At 67.8% G+C, this 17,622-nt stretch carries 19 protein-coding genes; 6 read left to right on the top strand and 13 right to left on the bottom strand.

The window, feature by feature from the left end:
• Positions 1 to 3: 3 nt before the first annotated feature.
• From DQ384_RS12485 to DQ384_RS12510, 6 genes are all read right to left on the bottom strand, one after another.
• Positions 4 to 342 (bottom strand): P-II family nitrogen regulator, encoded by a 339-nt coding sequence (locus DQ384_RS12485; RefSeq protein ID WP_114028930.1) that lies wholly within the window; start codon positions 340 to 342, stop codon positions 4 to 6.
• Positions 339 to 1,652: an ammonium transporter gene (locus DQ384_RS12490; protein ID WP_114028931.1), complete on the bottom strand. Its 1,314-nt coding sequence runs from the start codon at positions 1,650 to 1,652 to the stop codon at positions 339 to 341. The genes DQ384_RS12485 and DQ384_RS12490 overlap by 4 nt, the downstream gene beginning before the upstream one ends.
• A 367-nt stretch (positions 1,653 to 2,019) precedes the next feature.
• Complete coding sequence (locus DQ384_RS12495; RefSeq protein ID WP_245966417.1) at positions 2,020 to 2,955, bottom strand: sigma-70 family RNA polymerase sigma factor; 936 nt, start codon at positions 2,953 to 2,955, stop codon at positions 2,020 to 2,022.
• 251 nt (positions 2,956 to 3,206) lie between these two features.
• Positions 3,207 to 4,556: a formimidoylglutamate deiminase gene (locus DQ384_RS12500; RefSeq protein ID WP_114028933.1), complete on the bottom strand. Its 1,350-nt coding sequence runs from the start codon at positions 4,554 to 4,556 to the stop codon at positions 3,207 to 3,209.
• A 100-nt stretch (positions 4,557 to 4,656) separates the two neighbouring features.
• Positions 4,657 to 5,352: an SDR family oxidoreductase gene (locus DQ384_RS12505; protein ID WP_114028934.1), complete on the bottom strand. Its 696-nt coding sequence runs from the start codon at positions 5,350 to 5,352 to the stop codon at positions 4,657 to 4,659.
• 5 nt (positions 5,353 to 5,357) lie between these two features.
• Positions 5,358 to 5,777 (bottom strand): hypothetical protein, encoded by a 420-nt coding sequence (locus DQ384_RS12510; protein ID WP_147268755.1) that lies wholly within the window; start codon positions 5,775 to 5,777, stop codon positions 5,358 to 5,360.
• Between the two features lie 39 nt (positions 5,778 to 5,816).
• On the opposite strand from DQ384_RS12510, the gene DQ384_RS12515 reads away from it, so the two are divergent.
• Positions 5,817 to 6,347, top strand: a complete 531-nt coding sequence (locus DQ384_RS12515; RefSeq protein ID WP_114028936.1) for a PadR family transcriptional regulator — start codon at positions 5,817 to 5,819, stop codon at positions 6,345 to 6,347.
• A 64-nt stretch (positions 6,348 to 6,411) separates the two neighbouring features.
• A complete protein-coding gene (locus tag DQ384_RS12520) occupies positions 6,412 to 6,576 on the top strand; it encodes a hypothetical protein (protein WP_181871171.1) in 165 nt (54 codons plus the stop codon).
• 817 nt (positions 6,577 to 7,393) lie between these two features.
• Here the strand turns inward: DQ384_RS12520 and DQ384_RS12525 are convergent.
• The 4 genes from DQ384_RS12525 to DQ384_RS12535 form a co-directional block, all read right to left on the bottom strand.
• Entirely contained in the window at positions 7,394 to 8,356 is a 963-nt protein-coding gene (locus DQ384_RS12525; protein ID WP_245966418.1) for a methyltransferase domain-containing protein, read from the bottom strand.
• Positions 8,357 to 8,541: 185 nt separating this feature from the next.
• A complete protein-coding gene (locus tag DQ384_RS12530; RefSeq protein ID WP_245966419.1) occupies positions 8,542 to 9,393 on the bottom strand; it encodes a radical SAM/SPASM domain-containing protein in 852 nt (283 codons plus the stop codon).
• A 29-nt stretch (positions 9,394 to 9,422) separates the two neighbouring features.
• Positions 9,423 to 10,484, bottom strand: coding sequence for a hypothetical protein (locus DQ384_RS40395; protein WP_147268756.1), 1,062 nt, complete (start codon positions 10,482 to 10,484; stop codon positions 9,423 to 9,425).
• A gap of 154 nt (positions 10,485 to 10,638) precedes the next feature.
• A complete protein-coding gene (locus DQ384_RS12535) occupies positions 10,639 to 11,085 on the bottom strand; it encodes an ATP-binding protein (protein WP_181871173.1) in 447 nt (148 codons plus the stop codon).
• A gap of 203 nt (positions 11,086 to 11,288) precedes the next feature.
• Here DQ384_RS12535 and DQ384_RS12540 point away from each other — a divergent pair, with 203 nt between their 5' ends.
• From DQ384_RS12540 to DQ384_RS12555, 4 genes are all read left to right on the top strand, one after another.
• Positions 11,289 to 12,095, top strand: a complete 807-nt coding sequence (locus tag DQ384_RS12540) for a helix-turn-helix domain-containing protein (RefSeq protein ID WP_181871174.1) — start codon at positions 11,289 to 11,291, stop codon at positions 12,093 to 12,095.
• Positions 12,083 to 12,259, top strand: a complete 177-nt coding sequence (locus DQ384_RS12545; RefSeq protein ID WP_114028939.1) for a DUF397 domain-containing protein — start codon at positions 12,083 to 12,085, stop codon at positions 12,257 to 12,259. Before DQ384_RS12540 ends, DQ384_RS12545 begins: the two co-directional genes overlap by 13 nt.
• 326 nt (positions 12,260 to 12,585) lie before the next feature.
• The gene (locus DQ384_RS12550) at positions 12,586 to 13,425 is read left to right on the top strand and encodes an ATP-binding cassette domain-containing protein (RefSeq protein WP_245966420.1); all 840 of its coding nucleotides are present in this window, start codon (positions 12,586 to 12,588) and stop codon (positions 13,423 to 13,425) included.
• A 141-nt stretch (positions 13,426 to 13,566) separates the two neighbouring features.
• Positions 13,567 to 14,316, top strand: a complete 750-nt coding sequence (locus DQ384_RS12555; RefSeq protein WP_181871175.1) for an ABC transporter permease — start codon at positions 13,567 to 13,569, stop codon at positions 14,314 to 14,316.
• Positions 14,317 to 14,370: 54 nt separating this feature from the next.
• Here the strand turns inward: DQ384_RS12555 and DQ384_RS12560 are convergent, their stop codons facing one another.
• From DQ384_RS12560 to DQ384_RS12570, 3 genes are all read right to left on the bottom strand, one after another.
• On the bottom strand, positions 14,371 to 15,261 hold the full coding sequence (locus DQ384_RS12560) for a MurR/RpiR family transcriptional regulator (protein ID WP_245966421.1): 891 nt from the start codon (positions 15,259 to 15,261) through the stop codon (positions 14,371 to 14,373).
• 445 nt (positions 15,262 to 15,706) lie between these two features.
• Positions 15,707 to 16,627: a TIGR03620 family F420-dependent LLM class oxidoreductase gene (locus DQ384_RS12565; protein WP_114028942.1), complete on the bottom strand. Its 921-nt coding sequence runs from the start codon at positions 16,625 to 16,627 to the stop codon at positions 15,707 to 15,709.
• Between the two features lie 316 nt (positions 16,628 to 16,943).
• Entirely contained in the window at positions 16,944 to 17,294 is a 351-nt protein-coding gene (locus DQ384_RS12570) for a MerR family transcriptional regulator (RefSeq protein WP_114028943.1), read from the bottom strand.
• Positions 17,295 to 17,622 lie beyond the last annotated feature (328 nt).

Consider the following 17,622-nt stretch of genomic DNA (forward strand, 5'->3'; position numbering starts at 1 on the left):
CGGTTAGAGGGCCTCCGGTCCGCGTTCTCCTGTGCGGACCCGGACGACCGCGTCCACGGGGACGGACCAGACCTTGCCGTCGCCGATCTTTCCGGTCTGGGCCGCCTTGACGATGACGTCGATGACGTCCTCGGCGTCCTCCTCCTCGGTGAGGACCTCCACGCGCACCTTGGGCACCAGGTCGACCTGGTACTCGGCGCCGCGGTAGACCTCGGTGTGGCCGCGCTGCCGGCCGTACCCGCTGGCCTCGCTGACCGTCATTCCCTTGACGCCGAACTGCTCCAGCGCCGCTTTGACGTCGTCGAGCTTGAAGGGCTTGATCACCGCCGTGATGAGCCTCATGCGTCTACCTTCTTCGCCACTGATGGGACAGGACCGTTCACGGAGGCGGAGACGCCCGAGGCGTGAACGGAGCCGAGGTCGTAGCCGGTCTCGGCGTGGGTGGTGATGTCGATGCCGGTGACCTCGTCCTCTTCGGTGACCCGGAAGCCCATCGTCTTGTCGATGATCTTGCCGATGATCCACGCGAGGACGAACGAGTAGACGCCGACGACCACCGGCCCGAGGATCTGGCGTCCGAGCTGGGTCAGGCCCCCACCGTAGAACAGCCCCTCGGCCTGCGGGTCGAGGAACGGGTAGGCGGCGAAGAACCCGAGGGAGATCGCGCCGAGCGCGCCACCGACCAGGTGGACGCCCACGACGTCGAGCGAGTCGTCGAAGCCGAGCTTGTACTTCAGGCCGACGGCGTAGGCGCAGACGGCACCGGCGATGGCGCCGATGACGATCGCGGCCCACGGGTCGACGAAACCACAGGCCGGGGTGATGGCGACCAGACCCGCGACCGCGCCGGAGGCGACGCCGAGGGTGGTGGAGTGCCCGTCACGGATCTTCTCGACGAGGATCCAGGCGCCGGCCGCGACCGCGGTGGCGATCTGGGTGTTCATGAAGGCGAGGCCCGCGGTGCCGTCGACGGCGAGCTCCGAGCCGGCGTTGAAGCCGAACCAGCCGAACCACAGAAGGCCCACGCCGAGCAGCACGAGCGTCAGGTTGTGCGGCCGCATCGGGTCCTTGCGCCAGCCGCTGCGCTTGCCGAGCACCAGGGCCAGGGCCAGACCCGCCGCACCGGCGTTGACGTGGACCACCGTACCGCCGGCGAAGTCCTCGATGCCGAGCTGGGTGAGCCAGCCGCCGCCCCAGACCCAGTGGGCGACGGGGAAGTAGACGATCGTCGCCCAGACGACCGAGAAGACCACCCAGGCGCCGAACTTGGCGCGGTCGGCGATGGCGCCGCTGATGAGGGCCACGGTGATGATGGCGAAGGTCAACTGGAAGGCCGAGAACACCAGGCTCGGCATCCCGGTGCCGTCTTCCTTGGTGGCGGTGTCCACGAGGCTCTGGAGACCGATCTCCTTGAGCCCGCCGATGAACTTGTTCAGCGTCTCGTTACCGTTGGTGCCGAAGGCGAAGGCATGCCCGTAGATGGTCCACGCGATGGTCACGGTGATGATGCTGACGAACGACATCATCATCATGTTCAGGACGCTCTTGGCCCTGGTCATGCCCCCATAGAAGAACGCGAGGCCCGGAGTCATCAGCAGCACCAGTGCGGTGGCCGCGAGCATCCAGGCTGTAGTGCCGCTATCGATCTTCATTCGATGCGACCCTCCTTACAAATGGCGTGTGGCCGATTTCTCCCGCAGTGGGCGCTCCAGGGCTTCATTGACCGGCTGCGCACTGACGTTGGCCGAAAGCGTGTTCTTCCGCCGTTTCAGGTCTCGACCAGGCGTGTTTCACGTACGTGAAACTCACGGACATGGTGTTTCGGCCATGTTTCGGAGGGTGGGGTGGTCGATATCAGCATGTCCCAAACTGCGCGCCGCTGGGCAGCGCACAGGACCACAGGGCGGCGCCCCTGCGCCGTCACCTGCGGACACGCGGCGGCAACCCCGGAGGGTCGACCAGCCGAAAAGGAGAACAGGGGCCGAAAGCCGCACGTGACCCGTGGGCGGCCCCTACCCGCTACGCCGCCGTCTGCGCCAGCTTCCTGAGACGGGCCAGAGCGTCGCGCTCGATGCGGCGCGCCCGGTCACGGCCGATGCCGTACTTCTCGCCGACCTCGGTGAGGGTGTGCTCGCGCCCGTCGACCAGGCCGTAACGCCACCGCAACATCTCGCGGGTCTGGCCCTCCAGGCCGAGCAGCCAGTCCTCCAGGCGCTCGCGCTCCAGCGTGTCCATCGCCTGCTGCTCGGGGTTGGCCCACGTGTCGTCGGCGATCATGTCGCCCAGTTCGGTCTCGTCCTCGTCGCCGACGCCGAGCTGCAGCGACACCGGGTCGGAGGCCCAGCGGCGCAGCTCGCGGACCCGCTCGATCGGCAGGTCGAGGACGGCGGCGAGGTCGGCGTCGGTCGGCTCGGCGTCGAGCTCGGCCATCATGTCGCGGCGCACCCGCATCAGGCGGGTCATCTGCTCCCCCGCGTGGGTCGGCAGGCGCACGGGCCGCGCCTGCTCGTGGATCGCGCGGCCCACGGACTGGCGGATCCACCAGGTGGCGTAGGTCGAGAACTTGTAGCCCCTGCGGTAGTCGAACTTCTCGACGGCCCTGACCAGGCCGAGGTTGCCCTCCTGCACCAGGTCGATGAGGGGCATCCCCCGCCCGGAGTACTTGCGCGCGACGGCGACGACCAGCCGCAGGTTCGCCTGGATGAACTCGTCCTTGGCGCGCTGCCCCGACACCGCGACCCTTTCGAGCTCCTCGTCCGTGGCGTCGGACGCCTTGGGCTCGGGCAGCCCGCTGTCCAGCAGCTGCTCGGCGAACAGGCCCGCCTCGATGCGCTTGGCCAGCTCGACCTCCTGCTCCGCGCTCAGAAGCGGCACACGCCCGATCTCGGCCAGGTAGGTGCCGAGAAGATCCCTGTCGGCGACCTGCTGTTCCTGCGTCCGATTCCCCGTCGGCATCGCCATTACGATGGCACCTCGTCTCGCCACGCCCGCCGTATGTGCGGATCGGAGGACGCCCCGCGGCCGCGCGACGCCCTCTCCCCCTCTTCTGCCCCAATCAACGACCAGTCCACGGCAAAGATTCCCTAAAGGGATACGACCGGAGAATGGTTTTAGTCGTCATCCTCAGGGATGAGACCGGGCGGAAGAACATCCGCGAAAAGGCCGTTGAAAGGCGGAAATGGCCTTTGACGTGAGGGTGGGGAAGGTCAGGCGCGGACGGCCGAGATGGCGTCCGCGAGCAGCGCGCCGATGTCGCCCAGCACGTGGCCGCCCTCCACGACCACCCGCCTGCCGCCGGACACCACCGAGTGGACGTCGGAGGCCGTGGCCCCGAACACCACGCGCTCCAGGGCCGACTCGGTGCCCGCCCCGGCGGTGCGGACCGAGTCCAGGCGCACGGACACCAGGTCCGCCCAGGCCCCCGGCACGATGAAGCCCGCGTCGGGGTGGCCGAGGGACGCCTGCCCGACCATGGTGGCCGCCTGGAGCAGGTCGTCGGCCGTCCAGTGCCCGCGCTGACCCGTGACCAGGCGCTCGTCCAGCTCGACGGCCCGCGCCTCCTCCAGAAGGTCGATGACCGCGTTGCTGTCGGTGCCGACCGTGACCGGCGAGCCCGCGTCGCGCAGCCGGCGCGCGGGGCCGATGCCGTCGGCGAGGTCCCGTTCGGTGGTGGGACACAGGCAGACGTGGGTGGACGACCCGCCGAGCAGGGCCACGTCCACGTCGGTCAGGTGGGTGGCGTGGACGGCGGTCGTGCGCGGCCCGAGCACGCCGTGCTCGTACAGGACCTGCACGGGGGTCGCGCAGTAGGTGCTCACGCAGTGCTCGTTCTCGGTGCGCCGCTCGGACACCTGTGTGTGCAACGGCGCGGCCCTGCGATGGCCGAAGTCCGCGACGACGGGCATCTGCTCGGGCGGGCACGCGCGCACCGAGTGGACGGCGGCGCCGATCACGACGTCGTCCGCCTTGAGGTACTCCCCCGCCAGGTCGTCGACGCGCTCGGCCCAGCGGTGGGCGTCGCCGTCGCCGAAGCGGAGCTGCGTCCCGTCCAGGGGGGCGCCGATGCCGGCGGTGATGTAGCAGGCGTCCAGCAGCGTGATGCGGATGCCGGCGTCCCTGGCGCCCTCGATCAGCGCGTGGCCCATCGCGTTGGGGTCGGCGTACGGCTTTCCCCCCTCGCCGTGGTGCAGGTAGTGGAACTCGCCGACGCCGGTGATCCCCGCCAGGGCCATCTCGGCGAAGGTCGCTCGGGCCAGGTCGAGGTAGGAGTCGGGGTCCAGGGACGCGGCGACGGCGTACATGCGCTCGCGCCACCCCTGGAAGCTCACCGTCCCCCCCTCCGCCCGGCCGCGCAGGGCGCGGTGGAAGACGTGCGAGTGGGCGTTGGCGAGGCCGGGGACCGTGAGCCCCGCCAGCCGGATCGCTCCCTTGGGCGCTACGGCGACGCCGGGCACGACGTCGGAGAACCTGCTGCCCACGACCCGGACGACCACGCCCTCGACGGCCTCACCGGGGTGCAGCCAGGCCAGCTCACACCAGTAGGTGACGTCGGACACTCCCTTAATCTCTCAGGGGATAAGTCAAGGTATGTCCTGATATAGGAATGGATTCCTCCGGATCGGCGTGGCATCACGGGCGTACGGCCCCGCCGCGCCGTCACGCGGTGGGCGGTGCCGCCGGGCGGATCACGATCTCGGTGAAGTGCGCGTCCCGCGACGCCGTCACCGCCGTGACCACCGCGCGGGCCACCGACGCGACGTTCAGGTACTTCTCGGGCTCGTAGGCCCCGCCCTCCTGCTCGCGCACGCTGCGCTGCAGGTCGGTGTCCACCCGGCCGGGGAAGACGCTGGTCACCCGCAGCCCGTTGCCCTCCTCCTCCTGGCGCAGGGCGTCGGCGAAGGCGCGCAGCGCGAACTTCGTCGCCGCGTACGCCCCCCAGCCCGGGTTCGCCCGCAGCCCGGACCCGGAGTTGATCAGCACGACCTGCCCCCGGGAGGCGCGCAGCGCGGGCAGCAGGAGGCGGGTGAGGTGCGCCACCGCCGTGACGTTCACCTCGAACGACTCCCGCCACTGCCGCACGGACAGATCGGCCACGCGGCCGAGGTGGGCGGTGCCCGCGCTGTGGACCAGCACGTCGAGCCGGTCGATGCCCGCCACCGCCTCGGCGACCGCCCGCTCGTCGGTCAGCTCGACCGCCCACGGGCGGGCGCCGAGCTCGTCGCAGATCGCGCGCAGCGTCGTGCTCTCGCGTCCGCCGAGGATGAGCTCGTGCGTGGAGGCGAGCTCGCGGGCGACGGCCGCGCCCACGCCTCGCGAACCTCCGGTGATCAGGGCGATGGGTCGTCCGTCCATGCACGTCAGCCTAGTGGGCGCGCCCCTGTGGGATCTTCGTCCGCCCGGCCCGGCATGGCGTCCCCGCCCTGGGAGGGCGGCGTCTTGCGGAGGTCGGCCACCGGGCGGTCGATCGTCAGCGCGTACGCCGTGCCGGGGTAGCCGTGGTCGCGCGGGTGGACGCGCACCCGTCCGAGCTCGGCCTCCAGGATCACGCAGCGGTACCACGCGCCGTCCTCGGGCGCGCGGAACCACCAGTCGCCGATCAGGAACTCAAGGCCGTTGCGACGCACCTCGTCCCGGGCCTCCTCCTCGGAGCGCGCCGCCGCGAGGGGGGAGCCGAACACCGTCTGGGGCTCCCACAGGCCGTCCGCGACGGGCCGGACGTACCCGAGCAGCGCGCCGTCGTCGTCCCTGTGGACGCTGTGCACCTCGTATCCGCTCATGAGTTGACACCATATACAAACTTGAATACAAATTTGAACATGTCTTCTACGCGCGCGCTGATCCTGGGCGTGCTCCTCGACGGCCCCATGCACGGGTACAAGGTGCGGCAGACCCTGGAGCTCTGGGGTGCCCAGTACTGGGCGAACGTGGCGTTCGGCTCGATCTACCACGGGCTCGGGCAGATGGCCAAGGAAGGGCTGCTGCGGGTGGTGGTGAGCGGCAAGGGCGGCCAGACGGTCTACGAGATCACCGACGAGGGCCGCCAGGAGTTCCAGCGGATGCTCAACGACTTCTGGTGGGACCTCAAACCCATCGTGGACCCGTTCCAGGTGGCGCTCACCTTCATGGACCGCATGCCCAAGGCCGACCTGCTCGCCGCGCTCACCGCGCGCAGAGGGCGACTGCAGGCCGCGCTGCTCATGAGCGAGCGCGCGCTCGCGGGCAAACGCGCGCACGGCGCGCCCCGCCACATCGACGAAACCGTGTTCCTCGCGGCTCTTCAGTTGCGCGCGCAACTGGAATGGCTGGAGCAGGCCATCGAAAAGGCAGAAAAGGGCGATTTGCCGTGATTTTAGTATTTGACCTCCTCCCGCAGGAGACCACGAACACTTCGCCCATGAGAGGAAAGCAGTCGTGATCATCGCAGCCCACGGGCTGAAGAAGACGTTCACCACGCGCGGGCGCAAGGGCGCCCAGACGGTCGAGGCCGTGAAAGGCATCGACCTCACCGTCGAGACCGGAGAGATCTTCGGCGTGCTCGGGCCCAACGGCGCGGGAAAGCCGAACAACGGATTGTGACACTTCTTTTGGCGACGCCCCTGACGTGCTCCCATCAACGAGCCAACACCCCGCCGCCAAGACCCCCGCCCCCTTGACTACGTAATGTAATCGAACGGTCACCGTGCCCCGGCCCTCCCCGGCCCGCCCACCCACCCCCGGGTCCGTCGTGGCGCGCGACCGCTCACCCTGCATCGACCGACGCCTCGAAATGGTGCCTTCGGCGCAGTCTCCCCAGGGCGACCCTCACCCAGCCCACACCCGACCACCGCGCGAGCAGCCCCCCGCCGCGTTGCCGAAAGATTCCGCGCCTCTCGCGACGGCCACGCCCTCAGACAGGTTGCCGAAAGATCCGAGAGCTCTCCGACGGTCCCGAGCACCCTCACAGGCGTTGCCGAAACACCGGAACATGAACATCGAGCCGTGCTCTGACGCGAGCAGTTGCCGAAAGAACTGACAGTGTTCTAGGGGCACCGCCTTACAGCGGTCACATTGCCGAATTGAGCTTATAAGGATCAAGGGCGGCGCTGACGCGCCGCCCGGCGGCCTTGTGCCCTTCGGCCGGGCATGCGGCCTGGCGGCCGGACCCGGCCGAAGCACCGGCCGCCAACACACCACACGCCCAGAACTCAAGATCTACAGGCATCCAACCGCGGAACGACCACGATCAACTCTCCCCCGCAGTGGCGCCGGCCGAACTCCCTCACGGTCGCCCCTACGGGGTGCCTACGGCATTCCGCCGGCCCCACCGCTCCCGCACACACGACCGGGGAACAGCGTCACCCGCACTGCCGAAAGATTCCGCCCTGGTTCGCCTGTGCCTTGATGACGCCGATGGTCACGCGATGGTCGCCCGCCACCGTCCACGCGAAAGCGTGATCTCCCCGCTGGGGCTGATCAGGACTTTGGAGCCGTAGACCGGGAGACTTCCCTCTATCAGCCACTGCTGCCGGATCTCATCCAAGATGTCCCACAGCCGTCGAGGGCCGCCCTGATGGACCAACGGTGCGTCCCCTCTCTGCCCCGTGGCTCTGGCCCATGATCCGTCACGGTGAAGCATAAGAGCCGTCCGCAAGCCGTCCCGATCTTCATTGAACCGGTGCTCGATACCAGGCGCGGTCACCTCCAGCATCGAGGCCAGCTCCCACGCCTCACGCACATCAGTCACCGGATAACGCCCCGGACCGATCTGTTCCCCATCCTGAGCACTTGCCCGATCAGCCAGACCATCCAACGCAGGCTCATAGTCCACACCCGCACGAGTCGCCATGAACCCGGCGCGATCCCACAAGACCCGACCCACGGCCCCGCCGTCCTCGGTCTTGTCCGCGACGACGATGACCATCGCGTTGGCGATCGTGGTAACCAACCGCCCCTCTGGCCTGAGCGCCACCAGCCAGCTTGGCGGAAGTGGACGGACAGAAACCGTGGCCACGATCCGGTCATACTCCCCCGGCAAAGGACCAGTGGCGTCACAGGTGACGATGGCAGGCCATAGGCCGATCTCCGCCAAACGCTCAGTGGCGACCTTGGTCAGGTACGGGTCAACGTCAATACTGGTCACCTGATCGTCGCCGAGACGTTGAGCCAGCAGCGCCGCTCCATATCCCGAGCCGACCCCCACATCAAGCACGGCCATACCGTCATGGATGTCGGCGTGCCGGAACATGTTCACCACCAGACCCGGCAACGTAGACGACGACGTCGGCCGCCCCTCGGGGTGATCGCCGGGCCCCGCATGATCGACATGCAGCGGCCCAACCCGCGTCACCAGCGAGATATCGCTGTATGCCCTGCGCATCCACGCCCGCTCATCCGCACGCCCGTCATTCACCGTCCAAGCGCCGCCCGTGTAACTCCACCAGCGCGGTACCAGCAGATGACGAGGGATGGCCGACACCGGCCCACGCCATCGGGACATGGGCCGGGTCACCTGGTTTGCGAGTAGTGCAGCGTGGTCTTTCCACGTCACTTCTGGGGTACCTCTCAGTACGGGTCCACGAGAGTTTCGGCGGGCGAGCAGTCGTTGCCGTCGCTGTCGGGATTGCAGCCCGAGCGCTTGACCGGGACCGAGGCGACAAGCTCACGCCACCGCCGACCGTACAGGATCTCCGCCAGAGGAGTGGCCTTGACGTTGCCCGCGACCATGAAACGTGACAGCACACACGGCCAGACGTCCCCGTTCGTGCCGATGGCCGCCTTATTGATCCCGCACCCGCCGCAAAGCTGCGACACGTCAGGACGCGCCAATGTCTCCCGCCCAGCTCCCCGGACTCTGTCGATCCGGGCGTTCATCACGCCCATGGCCGCCAATTCCGCGCGGGCCTGCCGGACACGCTGACCGTCGACGATTTCGACGATTCCCGCCCTCAGGGCGATACCGCGCCGTACGGCTTCCGCGACGTTCTCTTTGGTACGGGCATGGCTATTGGCTCGACCCGTGATTGCGGAGTGCTCGGCCGTGTGGTCGGAGTAATAGCTGAAGGCCAGGGATACGTTCGGGTAGCCGAATAGCTCCCACCACTCCTCGCGAACGTGGACGAGGTTGCTGAACACCTCCACCTTTAGGGCAGTGCCGATCGCGTGCTGAAGAAGTTCGGTGAATTGCGGGTGCAGAGTGGGTTCGCCCCCGATGAACTGTATTCCCGACGCCCCGGCAGCCGCAGCCTCAGTGATGAGGGTGCTCCAGTCGTCGGCTGTCATCGTGCCCTGGTCACCGGTCGGCCCCGAGTCGGCATAGCAGTGCACGCAGTTGAGTTGGCACCGGCCGGTTATCTCCAGCTCAATACGCCACCCAGACAGCGGGAGGCCAACCATCGCGGACGTGAGTGCCGTCACTTTCGTCTCCATCCTGTGGAATCGGACACTTAATCGTCGGGCTTTGCATTTGCGCGGGCACGGCGATTCATCCGGCGCTTCAGCGCCCGCTGTGCGCGTTTGTACCCCCCGCCGCCGTAAAGCTCGGACGCGGTCCTGTTCCCACGTCCCCAAAACCTAGACGGGGTCTCGCCCTCGTGCCACAGCCGAAAGAACTGCTGACGTGCAAGAGAGAGCATCGTGGGGAAACCCTTCCGGCTCACCCTTAGTGCCTTGGCTGCACCGTCATAATCTCCATACTCGGCCAAAGCCCAGAGCACCTGTCTATTACGCCTACCCATTCGCCGCCAGATCTGCCAGAACGCCAACCGGTCCACTATCCAGCCTTCATGTGAAGGGGTTGGAGATGCGTGCGTCTGCCAGTAGGCGTAATACCGTGGCATGAATCCGTTCTGGCTCCGTTCAGGATGATCGATGACAACTCCGCGATAGGCCGAATTCTGGACCACTTGCCTCCAGATCGTTTTCTCCCCATGCGCGATCAACTCATATCGCGTCGGGGGAATCACGCTCGCGCACAGTTGCTCAGCGATCACCGACCAGGCCAATTCGTACCTCTCTAGAAAACCTTGGAAGCGCCACCGAGAACGATACGCCGCCTGCCTGGCCAGTTCATCTAGGTCAGCCACGGTGTACCCGTGCCGTACCTCCAGATCCTTACTGCTAAGTACAGCGCCGACGCCCGCCCGCCCGGCATCGTGATCGAAGACGGCGACATCGGGGATGTGCACTGATCGGACCTGATCCATCAGTGCGCTGTAGCGCTCCACGATCCGGCGCGCCGCTACGTCAGGCGCGTCGACACGGCACAGAGTGAACACCGCCCGCCCGGTGCGCTCCGAGATTCGCCCCGTCCACCACCGATAGCGCAACCCCTCCGGGCCAGGGTCGCACCAGACCGTCAGATCGGGATGTACCGACAAGATCCGGCCGTCCGTAGTGATATCCAGGCTGACAGCTATCCGATATCTCTGTAATTCCCGGCACAACCGCTGCGCAGCTTTGAGCACTCCAGGATTACGCAACGCCGGTGTCATCGACGGCTCAGGCATTGCACCATACCTCCTGCCAGTTCACGTTATGTATTGGACGGAATTGGATGGGGGCGATGGCCCGGGTTGTTCGATGTCACCGCACCATCGCCCCCCGCTTAAGGGTAGATTCGCCTATTTCCGCAGCGAGATGGCAGCGGAAAATTGATCCGGCCTAATCTTTGAAAATGACCTCGAACCATACCGTTTTACCAGCCTCATGCCTGAAGGTGCCCCACTCTTCAGAAATCAGACTCACGAGCATGAGGCCCCGTCCCCCCTCGGCGAACCGGTCGTCTTCGTCGCTGTCGACCATGGCGGGTAGGACGATTTCGCCCCCTGCATCGATGACTTCGACGCGAACGCGACCATGACTTTCGGCGATTGCCACGGCCACCGTTCCCGTGTTCTTGGATTCGGAATGCATCACCGCATTAGTGACCACCTCGGACACTAAGAGCGTGACGTCGTAAAGAGCGGGGTGGCCGTGCCTCAGCCTCTTCTGTACGAACTCCCGGGCGAGCGCAACCGACTCCGGAGATGCAGCTAACTCGGTAACACCTAAGAGCGAACCAGGCGCGGCCGTCTCAAGGCCATGCAACAGGCTCGTAGGATCTGCCATAGATCGCACCCTCCCGTGCGGTTCAGGGACCCGTACGGCGCGCCAACGCCTGCGGGTCCCGCCTATGTGTGCCCCTCCCACGGCCAGCAGGCGAAGGGGGGTACCGCCAGGCTGCCCGCACATGGCAGGGTGAAGGAAGCAGGAGCACGAGCACAGGCGAGATGCAACCCCAGGCCGACGACGTGAACCCCCGGAGTACCCCCATGGCTGGAAATGGCGGCATAGCCCGACTGTTCTTCGGGAAAGAGTTACAGATTCACCGCGAAAGACATAACCTTACTCGCGCCTCCCTGGCGAAATCGCTGTATGTCAGCGAATCACTCATCAAGCAATGGGAGAAGGGGCGCAGAATTCCAACTCCCGATCATTTGTCCCGGCTTGAGGAGTTATTCAAGACTGACGGGATTCTCACCCGAATCCGAGAGGAGTTGGTAACGACCGCAATCCCTCTGGAGTGGTTCGGCCGGTGGCCCGAGATCGAAAATCGAGCCACCACGCTGTGGTCCGTCCACGCCCACGTTTTCCCTGGACTGCTCCAGACAGAAGAGTACGCGCGCGCGGTTCTGCACGCTGGAAACCATCTCGCCGATATCGATGAACTGGTAAGCGCGCGTATGGAGCGGCAACAGGTCCTCGCCAAGGAAGACCCTCCGATGATCGTAGCGCTTATCATCGAAAGCGCCCTACGATACGGCATCGGCGGCCCCAAGGTTGCGCATGACCAGCTAGTACACATGGTCGAGCTGTCAGAACGCGACGATGTAATAATCCAAGTAATTCCGAACAGCGTGCCCGCGTGCGCCAGATTTACCGGCCCCTTCGTCATCGCGAACTTCGACGGTGGCGATGATGTCGCCTACGTGGATAACGCGATTGCAGGCGAGGTCATCGAAGACGCAGAGAGCCTCGTGCGATTGCGCCGGATTTTCGATACCTTGCGAGCCGCCGCCCTATCTCAAAATGAGTCGATCGAACTAGTGCAGAAAGTGGCAAGAGAATGGATCTCGTGACGTGGCGCAAGAGTTCATACAGCTCCGCAAACGGCGGTGAATGCATTGAGGTGGCGAAGGTTCCCAATGGGATAGCTGTTCGCGACAGCAAAGACCCGGCGCGAGGCCACCTGATGGTGTCGGCGGAAGCGTTCAACGCGTTCCTCGCCGCTGTGAGGGCTTAGATGGGCTAAGAGTTCTGCGGACGGCGAATGTTCACGTACGAGCTTTCGCCTCCGGCGGGGGAGTCCGGCTCCGGGAGCCGGACAGCGTTGCCGAAAGACCGTAGCCGGTTGCTGTGGAAGCCTGGCCGTCCCGCCTGCCGTCACCCCGGGCAGAGCCAAGCAGACCGGGGGCTAGGGCACAAGATCGTTCGTCCAGTAGGGCGCTGCATCTTGCGCCCTAGCCCCCGGCCCGCTTCCCCTTCGGGACGGGATGACGGCATACGGGACGACCAGGCAGGGGGTACCTGCTCTCTGAGCCGCAGAGAAAGAAGTGTCACAATCCGGTATTGGGGAAGACCACCACGATCCGGATGCTCTCCACCCTGATCGCCCCCACCGAGGGCACGGCCGAGGTCGCCGGGCACGACCTCGTCAGGGAACCCCGGCGCATCAGGGAGCGCATCGGCTACGTCAGCCAGGCGGGCGGCGTGGACGAGTACAACAGCGCCCGCGCCAATCTCACGCTCGCGGCCCGCGTCAACGGCATCCCCAGGGCCGAGACCGCGAGCCGCGTGGACGAGATGCTCGCCGCCTTCGAGCTGGGCGACTTCGCCGACCGCCCGGCGCGCACCCTGTCCGGCGGGCAGAAGCGCAGGGTCGCCATCGCGCTCGGGCTCGTCCACCGGCCGCCGCTGCTGTTCCTGGACGAGCCGACCACCGGGCTCGACCCCCAGAACCGCGCCAACCTGTGGGACCGGATCCGCCTGCTGCGCGCGTCCGGCACCAGCGTGCTGCTGTCCACCCACTACCTGGACGAGGCCGACGCCCTGTGCGACCGGCTGGCGATCGTCGACCACGGGGTCGTCGTCGCGGAGGGCACCCCGGCCGAGCTGAAGCGCCAGGTCGCCTCGGATGTCGTGACCCTGCGCCTGGCCGCGGCGGACGACGCGGCGTCGCCGGTGGAGGAGGCGGCCGCGCTGCTGGAGGCCCAGCCGTACACGCGCGAGGTACGCGCCGACGGCGAGCTGCTGCGCGTCTACCTGGACGACGGCGAGCACGCGCTGCCGAGCCTGCTGCGCGTGCTGGAGGACCGTTCGCTGGTCATCCGCTCGATCGCGCTCGACCGCGCCACCCTGGACGACGTCTTCCTCCACAAGACCGGCCGCTCCCTGCGCGACGCGGCCTGACACCACCGGCGCGCGGCCCTCGCCCGTCCGTGCCCGTGTTTCCCGACGGCTTTCCCGACGGCGACGCCGTAGCCGCCGAGCCCACCGGCGCGCGGCCACCGGTCCGCGACGCCGTCCATCCCCCGTTCTCCGGAGACCTCCGTGCTGAAACACACCGCGCTCTTCCTCGGCTACGAGCTCAGGAACACCGCGCGCAACCCGGTCTGGCCGTTGTTCGGCATCCTCCAGCCGGTCCTCTACATGCTGATGTTCGCCCCGCTGCTCGCCAACACCACCCCCGGCGTCCCCCTGTCGGAGACGCTGCGGCAGTTCACCCCCGGCGTGATGGTGATGATCGCGCTGTTCGGCTCGATGTTCGTCGGGTTCGGCCTGATCCGCGAGATCCGCGACGGCGTGCTGGAACGGCTCGCCGTGAGCCCGGCCAGCCGCCCGGCGATCGTGCTCGGACGCATCCTGCGCGACGTGATCGTGCTCGTCCTGCAGGCGCTGCTGATCGCGGCGATCGGCCTGCTGATGGGCATGCGGCCGAGCGCGCCCGGCCTGATCCTCATGATCGTGCTCATGGCGCTGACCGGTGTCTTCGCCTCCGGCGTCTCGTACGCGCTCGCGCTCGCGTTGCGCGACGAGAACGGGCTGTCGCAGATCCTGCAGTTCTTCGCGCTGCCGCTCATCCTGCTCACCGGCATCCTGCTGCCCATGTCCCTGGCGCCCGCCTGGATGCAGGCCGTCGCCAGGGCCAACCCGCTCTACTACGCCGTGGAGGCGGGCCGGGCCCTGTTCACCGGCCGGCTGTCGGACGGCTCGATCGTGGTGGCGTTCGCCGTCATGCTCGTGCTGGCCCTCCTGGCGCTGCGCTGGTCGGTGGCCTCCATGCGCCGGCTCGCCGGCTGACCACGGCGTGACCTGGGCCGCCGGGCGCGCGCGGGCACGCACGGCCGGGTCGGGTCAGGGCCCGAGGAACACGCCCGTCTCGTCGGCCATCCGGTCGTGCTCGTCCAGCCGGGCCTGGGTGCGCAGCGGCGCCGCCTCGGCCATCGCCTCCAGCAGGAGCATCGCGACGGCCAGCGGCGCCGCGTGCGAGTCGCACACCGCCCGCCTGCGCACCGGTGCGGGCAGCACCACGTCCGCGGGGAAGGGCACGTCCACGCGGTCGGCGATCACCGCCGTGCGGAAGCCGAGCTTGGCGGCGTACTGCAACGCGTGCACGACCTCGGCGGGATAGCGGGGCAGGACGACGGCCAGCAGCCACTCCGACCCGGCGCGGCGCGCGGCGTGCAGGCCGTCGGTCAGCTCGGAGCCGCCGTGCACCAGCGGCCGTACGTCCGGGTGGATACGCCGGGCGTAGTACGCGAACGTCCCGACGAGCCCCGAGGACACGCGCAGGCCGAGCACCGGCAGCGGCTCGCACGCCGCCAGGGCCTTGCCCAGTTCCTCGATGCGGTACGACAGGCCGTCGACCGTGACGCCCGCGACCCCCTGGCTCGCGGTCAGCCGGTCGCGCACGGCCGTCAGGTCGCGGATCTCGTTGTCGATCACCTCGCGCAGGAAACGGGCGCCGCCGGCGTCCGTTTGGCGGGGGACGTGGCCGTTCTCGGGCGGCCCGTCGCCGGCCACCACGAGAGGACGTAGCGCGTGGCGGAACTCGGGGTAGCCGGCGAAGCCCAGCGCCATCGCGAAACGGGTCACCGACGGCTGGCTCACCCCCGCCCTCTCGGCCAGCTCGACGCTCGACAGGAAGACCGCGTCGGGCAGATGCTCGCTCAGATAATGCGCTATGCGCCGTTGAACCGGGGAAAGCCGCCTCCCCCGCACCAGCCGTTCGAGCCCCTCCGCCACGTCCACCTCCAGCCCCCGGGGCGAGAACCCCGTGAATAGACCCCCGTGCCCGGCTCCGCGCTCCGCACGCGCATCCGCGAGCGACAACGCACCGGAGCGCATTCCTCATCCCCTGCTGATGGCGCGTCCTCCGGCCGCGCGGCACGAGGGGGCTCCCCGTTCTCTCCCTGTGATCCCCCGATCACCAGGTGCCCTGAATGGGTGCATTCATGCCGTGTACCTGAAGCGTACCGGGAGGGGGGCGGGGGTGCCGTTGAACTCGCATGGGCGGTGCGATCATGAGGCATTAAGCCCGAAATATGCGGATATTCAGCGATAGCAGCAAGGACGCAACCCGCCGGCCGGGGCGGGCTGGTGGGGCTGGGAGGGCGGGAGGGCTGGTGCCGAGCCCGTCGGCGCTGATCGTCCTCCCCGTCCGCGGCCTCGGCGGAGCCCTCTGACGACCTCAGCGGAAGATGTCCTGCGCCAGCAGGTGGAGCTGGTGCAGGCATTCGTCCACGTCGGTGGCCAGGGGCTGGACGCAGACGTGGTCGGCTCCCACCGCGAGGTGCTCGCGTATCCGTTCGGCGAGGGCCGCGGGCTCTCCCCAGGGGACGATCGCGTCGACGAGCGCGTCGCTGCCGCCGTTCGCGAAGTCGTCGTCGTGAAAGCCGAGTTCGCGCAGGTTGTTGAGGTAGTTCGGCAGCTTCAGGTAGAAGGCCATGTAGTCCCGGGCGATCGCGCGGGCCCTGCCGGGGTCGGTTTCGAGGACGACGGCCTGCTCGGGAACGAGCAGGGGGTAGGGACCGAGGATCTCCCTCGCCCGGGCGGTGTGGTCCGGGGTGACGAAGTACGTGTGCGCGCCGTGGGCCCGCTCGCCGGCGAGCCGCAGCATCTTCTCGCGCAGCGCGGCGACCACCCGGGCGGGCGGTTCGCGCAGCGGGGCCTCGTACGGGGCCATGTTCATGGCCTGCAGATACGTGCGCATCGTCTCCAGCGGCTTGCTGTAGTCGTGTCCGCGCTGGGTCACCAGGGGGCCGTGGCTCACGCCGAGGCCGAAGACGAAGCGGCCCGAGGACGCCTCGGCCAGGGCGTTGCTCCCGGCGACCGCGGCGGCGGCGTCCCGCGCCCAGATGTTGGCGATGCCGGTCGCGACCATGAGGCTGTCCGTGCCCGAGAGCAGGTTCGCGCAGTTCGTGAGCGCCTCCTTGCCGCCGGGGAGCTCACCGACCCACAGCGCTCCGTATCCGAGCTGCTCGATGGTGGCGGCGATCCGGCGGCCGGTCTCGGCGGAGTGGAAGCACGGCAGCGACAGCCACACCCCGACCTGGCCGAGCCGTGCCTTGACCGCCGGGAGGTCGATGTCCGGGAGGCGGTTCCTCTGCATGGTGAGCCCCTTCGGGAAGCCTGCGCCTCCCCCTGACATCCCCCGCCCTCGGCACGGTGGCTCACCCGACACGGCCGACATTCCCGATTCAACACCAAAGTTGTACGAACCACTCAGAGCCACGGGGGCGCCTGGATACGGCGGCACGCGTGCGAGCTGGTCGCGCGAGACTCCGTCCGCTCACGGCCTCGACATGGTCCGCCGACCGGCTACCGGCTGGACCGGCGCGGCGACTTCGGGCCCGCGCCGGGATCCGATGGGAAGATCCGCGACGCGAGGGCCCGCTCACGGTCTTCGGCCGCTGTCGGGATCGTCCCTACGGGCTCGTGTGGCGCCGCAGCTCGGCGTTGATGCGCAACGCCTCGGCGAGCTGGTCTTCCAAGATGATGATGCGGCAGGCGGCTTCCAGGGGCGTGCCCTGGTCGACCAGTTCTCTGGCCCTGGCCGCGAGGCGGAGCTGGTAGCGGGAATAGCGGCGGTGACCGCCGCTGGAGCGTTGCGGCTCGATCAGTTTGGCGAGGCCGAGGCTGCGCAGGAACGCGGGTGTGACCCCGAGCATCTCCGCCGCGCGGCCCATGCTGTAGGCGGGGTAATCCTCATCGTCGAACTTGTCGTCAGGACTGCTTTCGGACGTGGAGCCGATCGCAGCCAGCTGCGTTTGATCCATAAAACCTTCCGGGACGCCAACAGGGGCCCCGGTGCCGTTTGCACCGGGGCCCAAAGAGGTTCAACACCATCTATCGGCCATTCGGCCGATTCCGTTTCTGCGCATCGGGCCTTAGAAAGCCGGGATGCGGGGATCGCGTAAGCGTGACCGTAAACCACCTTCCTATCCGAGGAATCGCGGTACCCGAGCGGCATGCCTCGACCGGCAACGGGCGATCCTGATGGCGTTCAACGCCCCTTTCTTCTCTTCCTTGTGAACGTCGAACTCATGCTTACTTCGTAACGGCCTGTCCGGCCGCTTGACAGCGCGTCCACGGCCAGAGCCCCTT

Origin of the sequence: Sphaerisporangium album (assembly GCF_003323745.1) — a bacterium.
In the GTDB taxonomy this organism is placed as follows: Bacteria; Actinomycetota; Actinomycetes; order Streptosporangiales; family Streptosporangiaceae; genus Sphaerisporangium; species Sphaerisporangium album.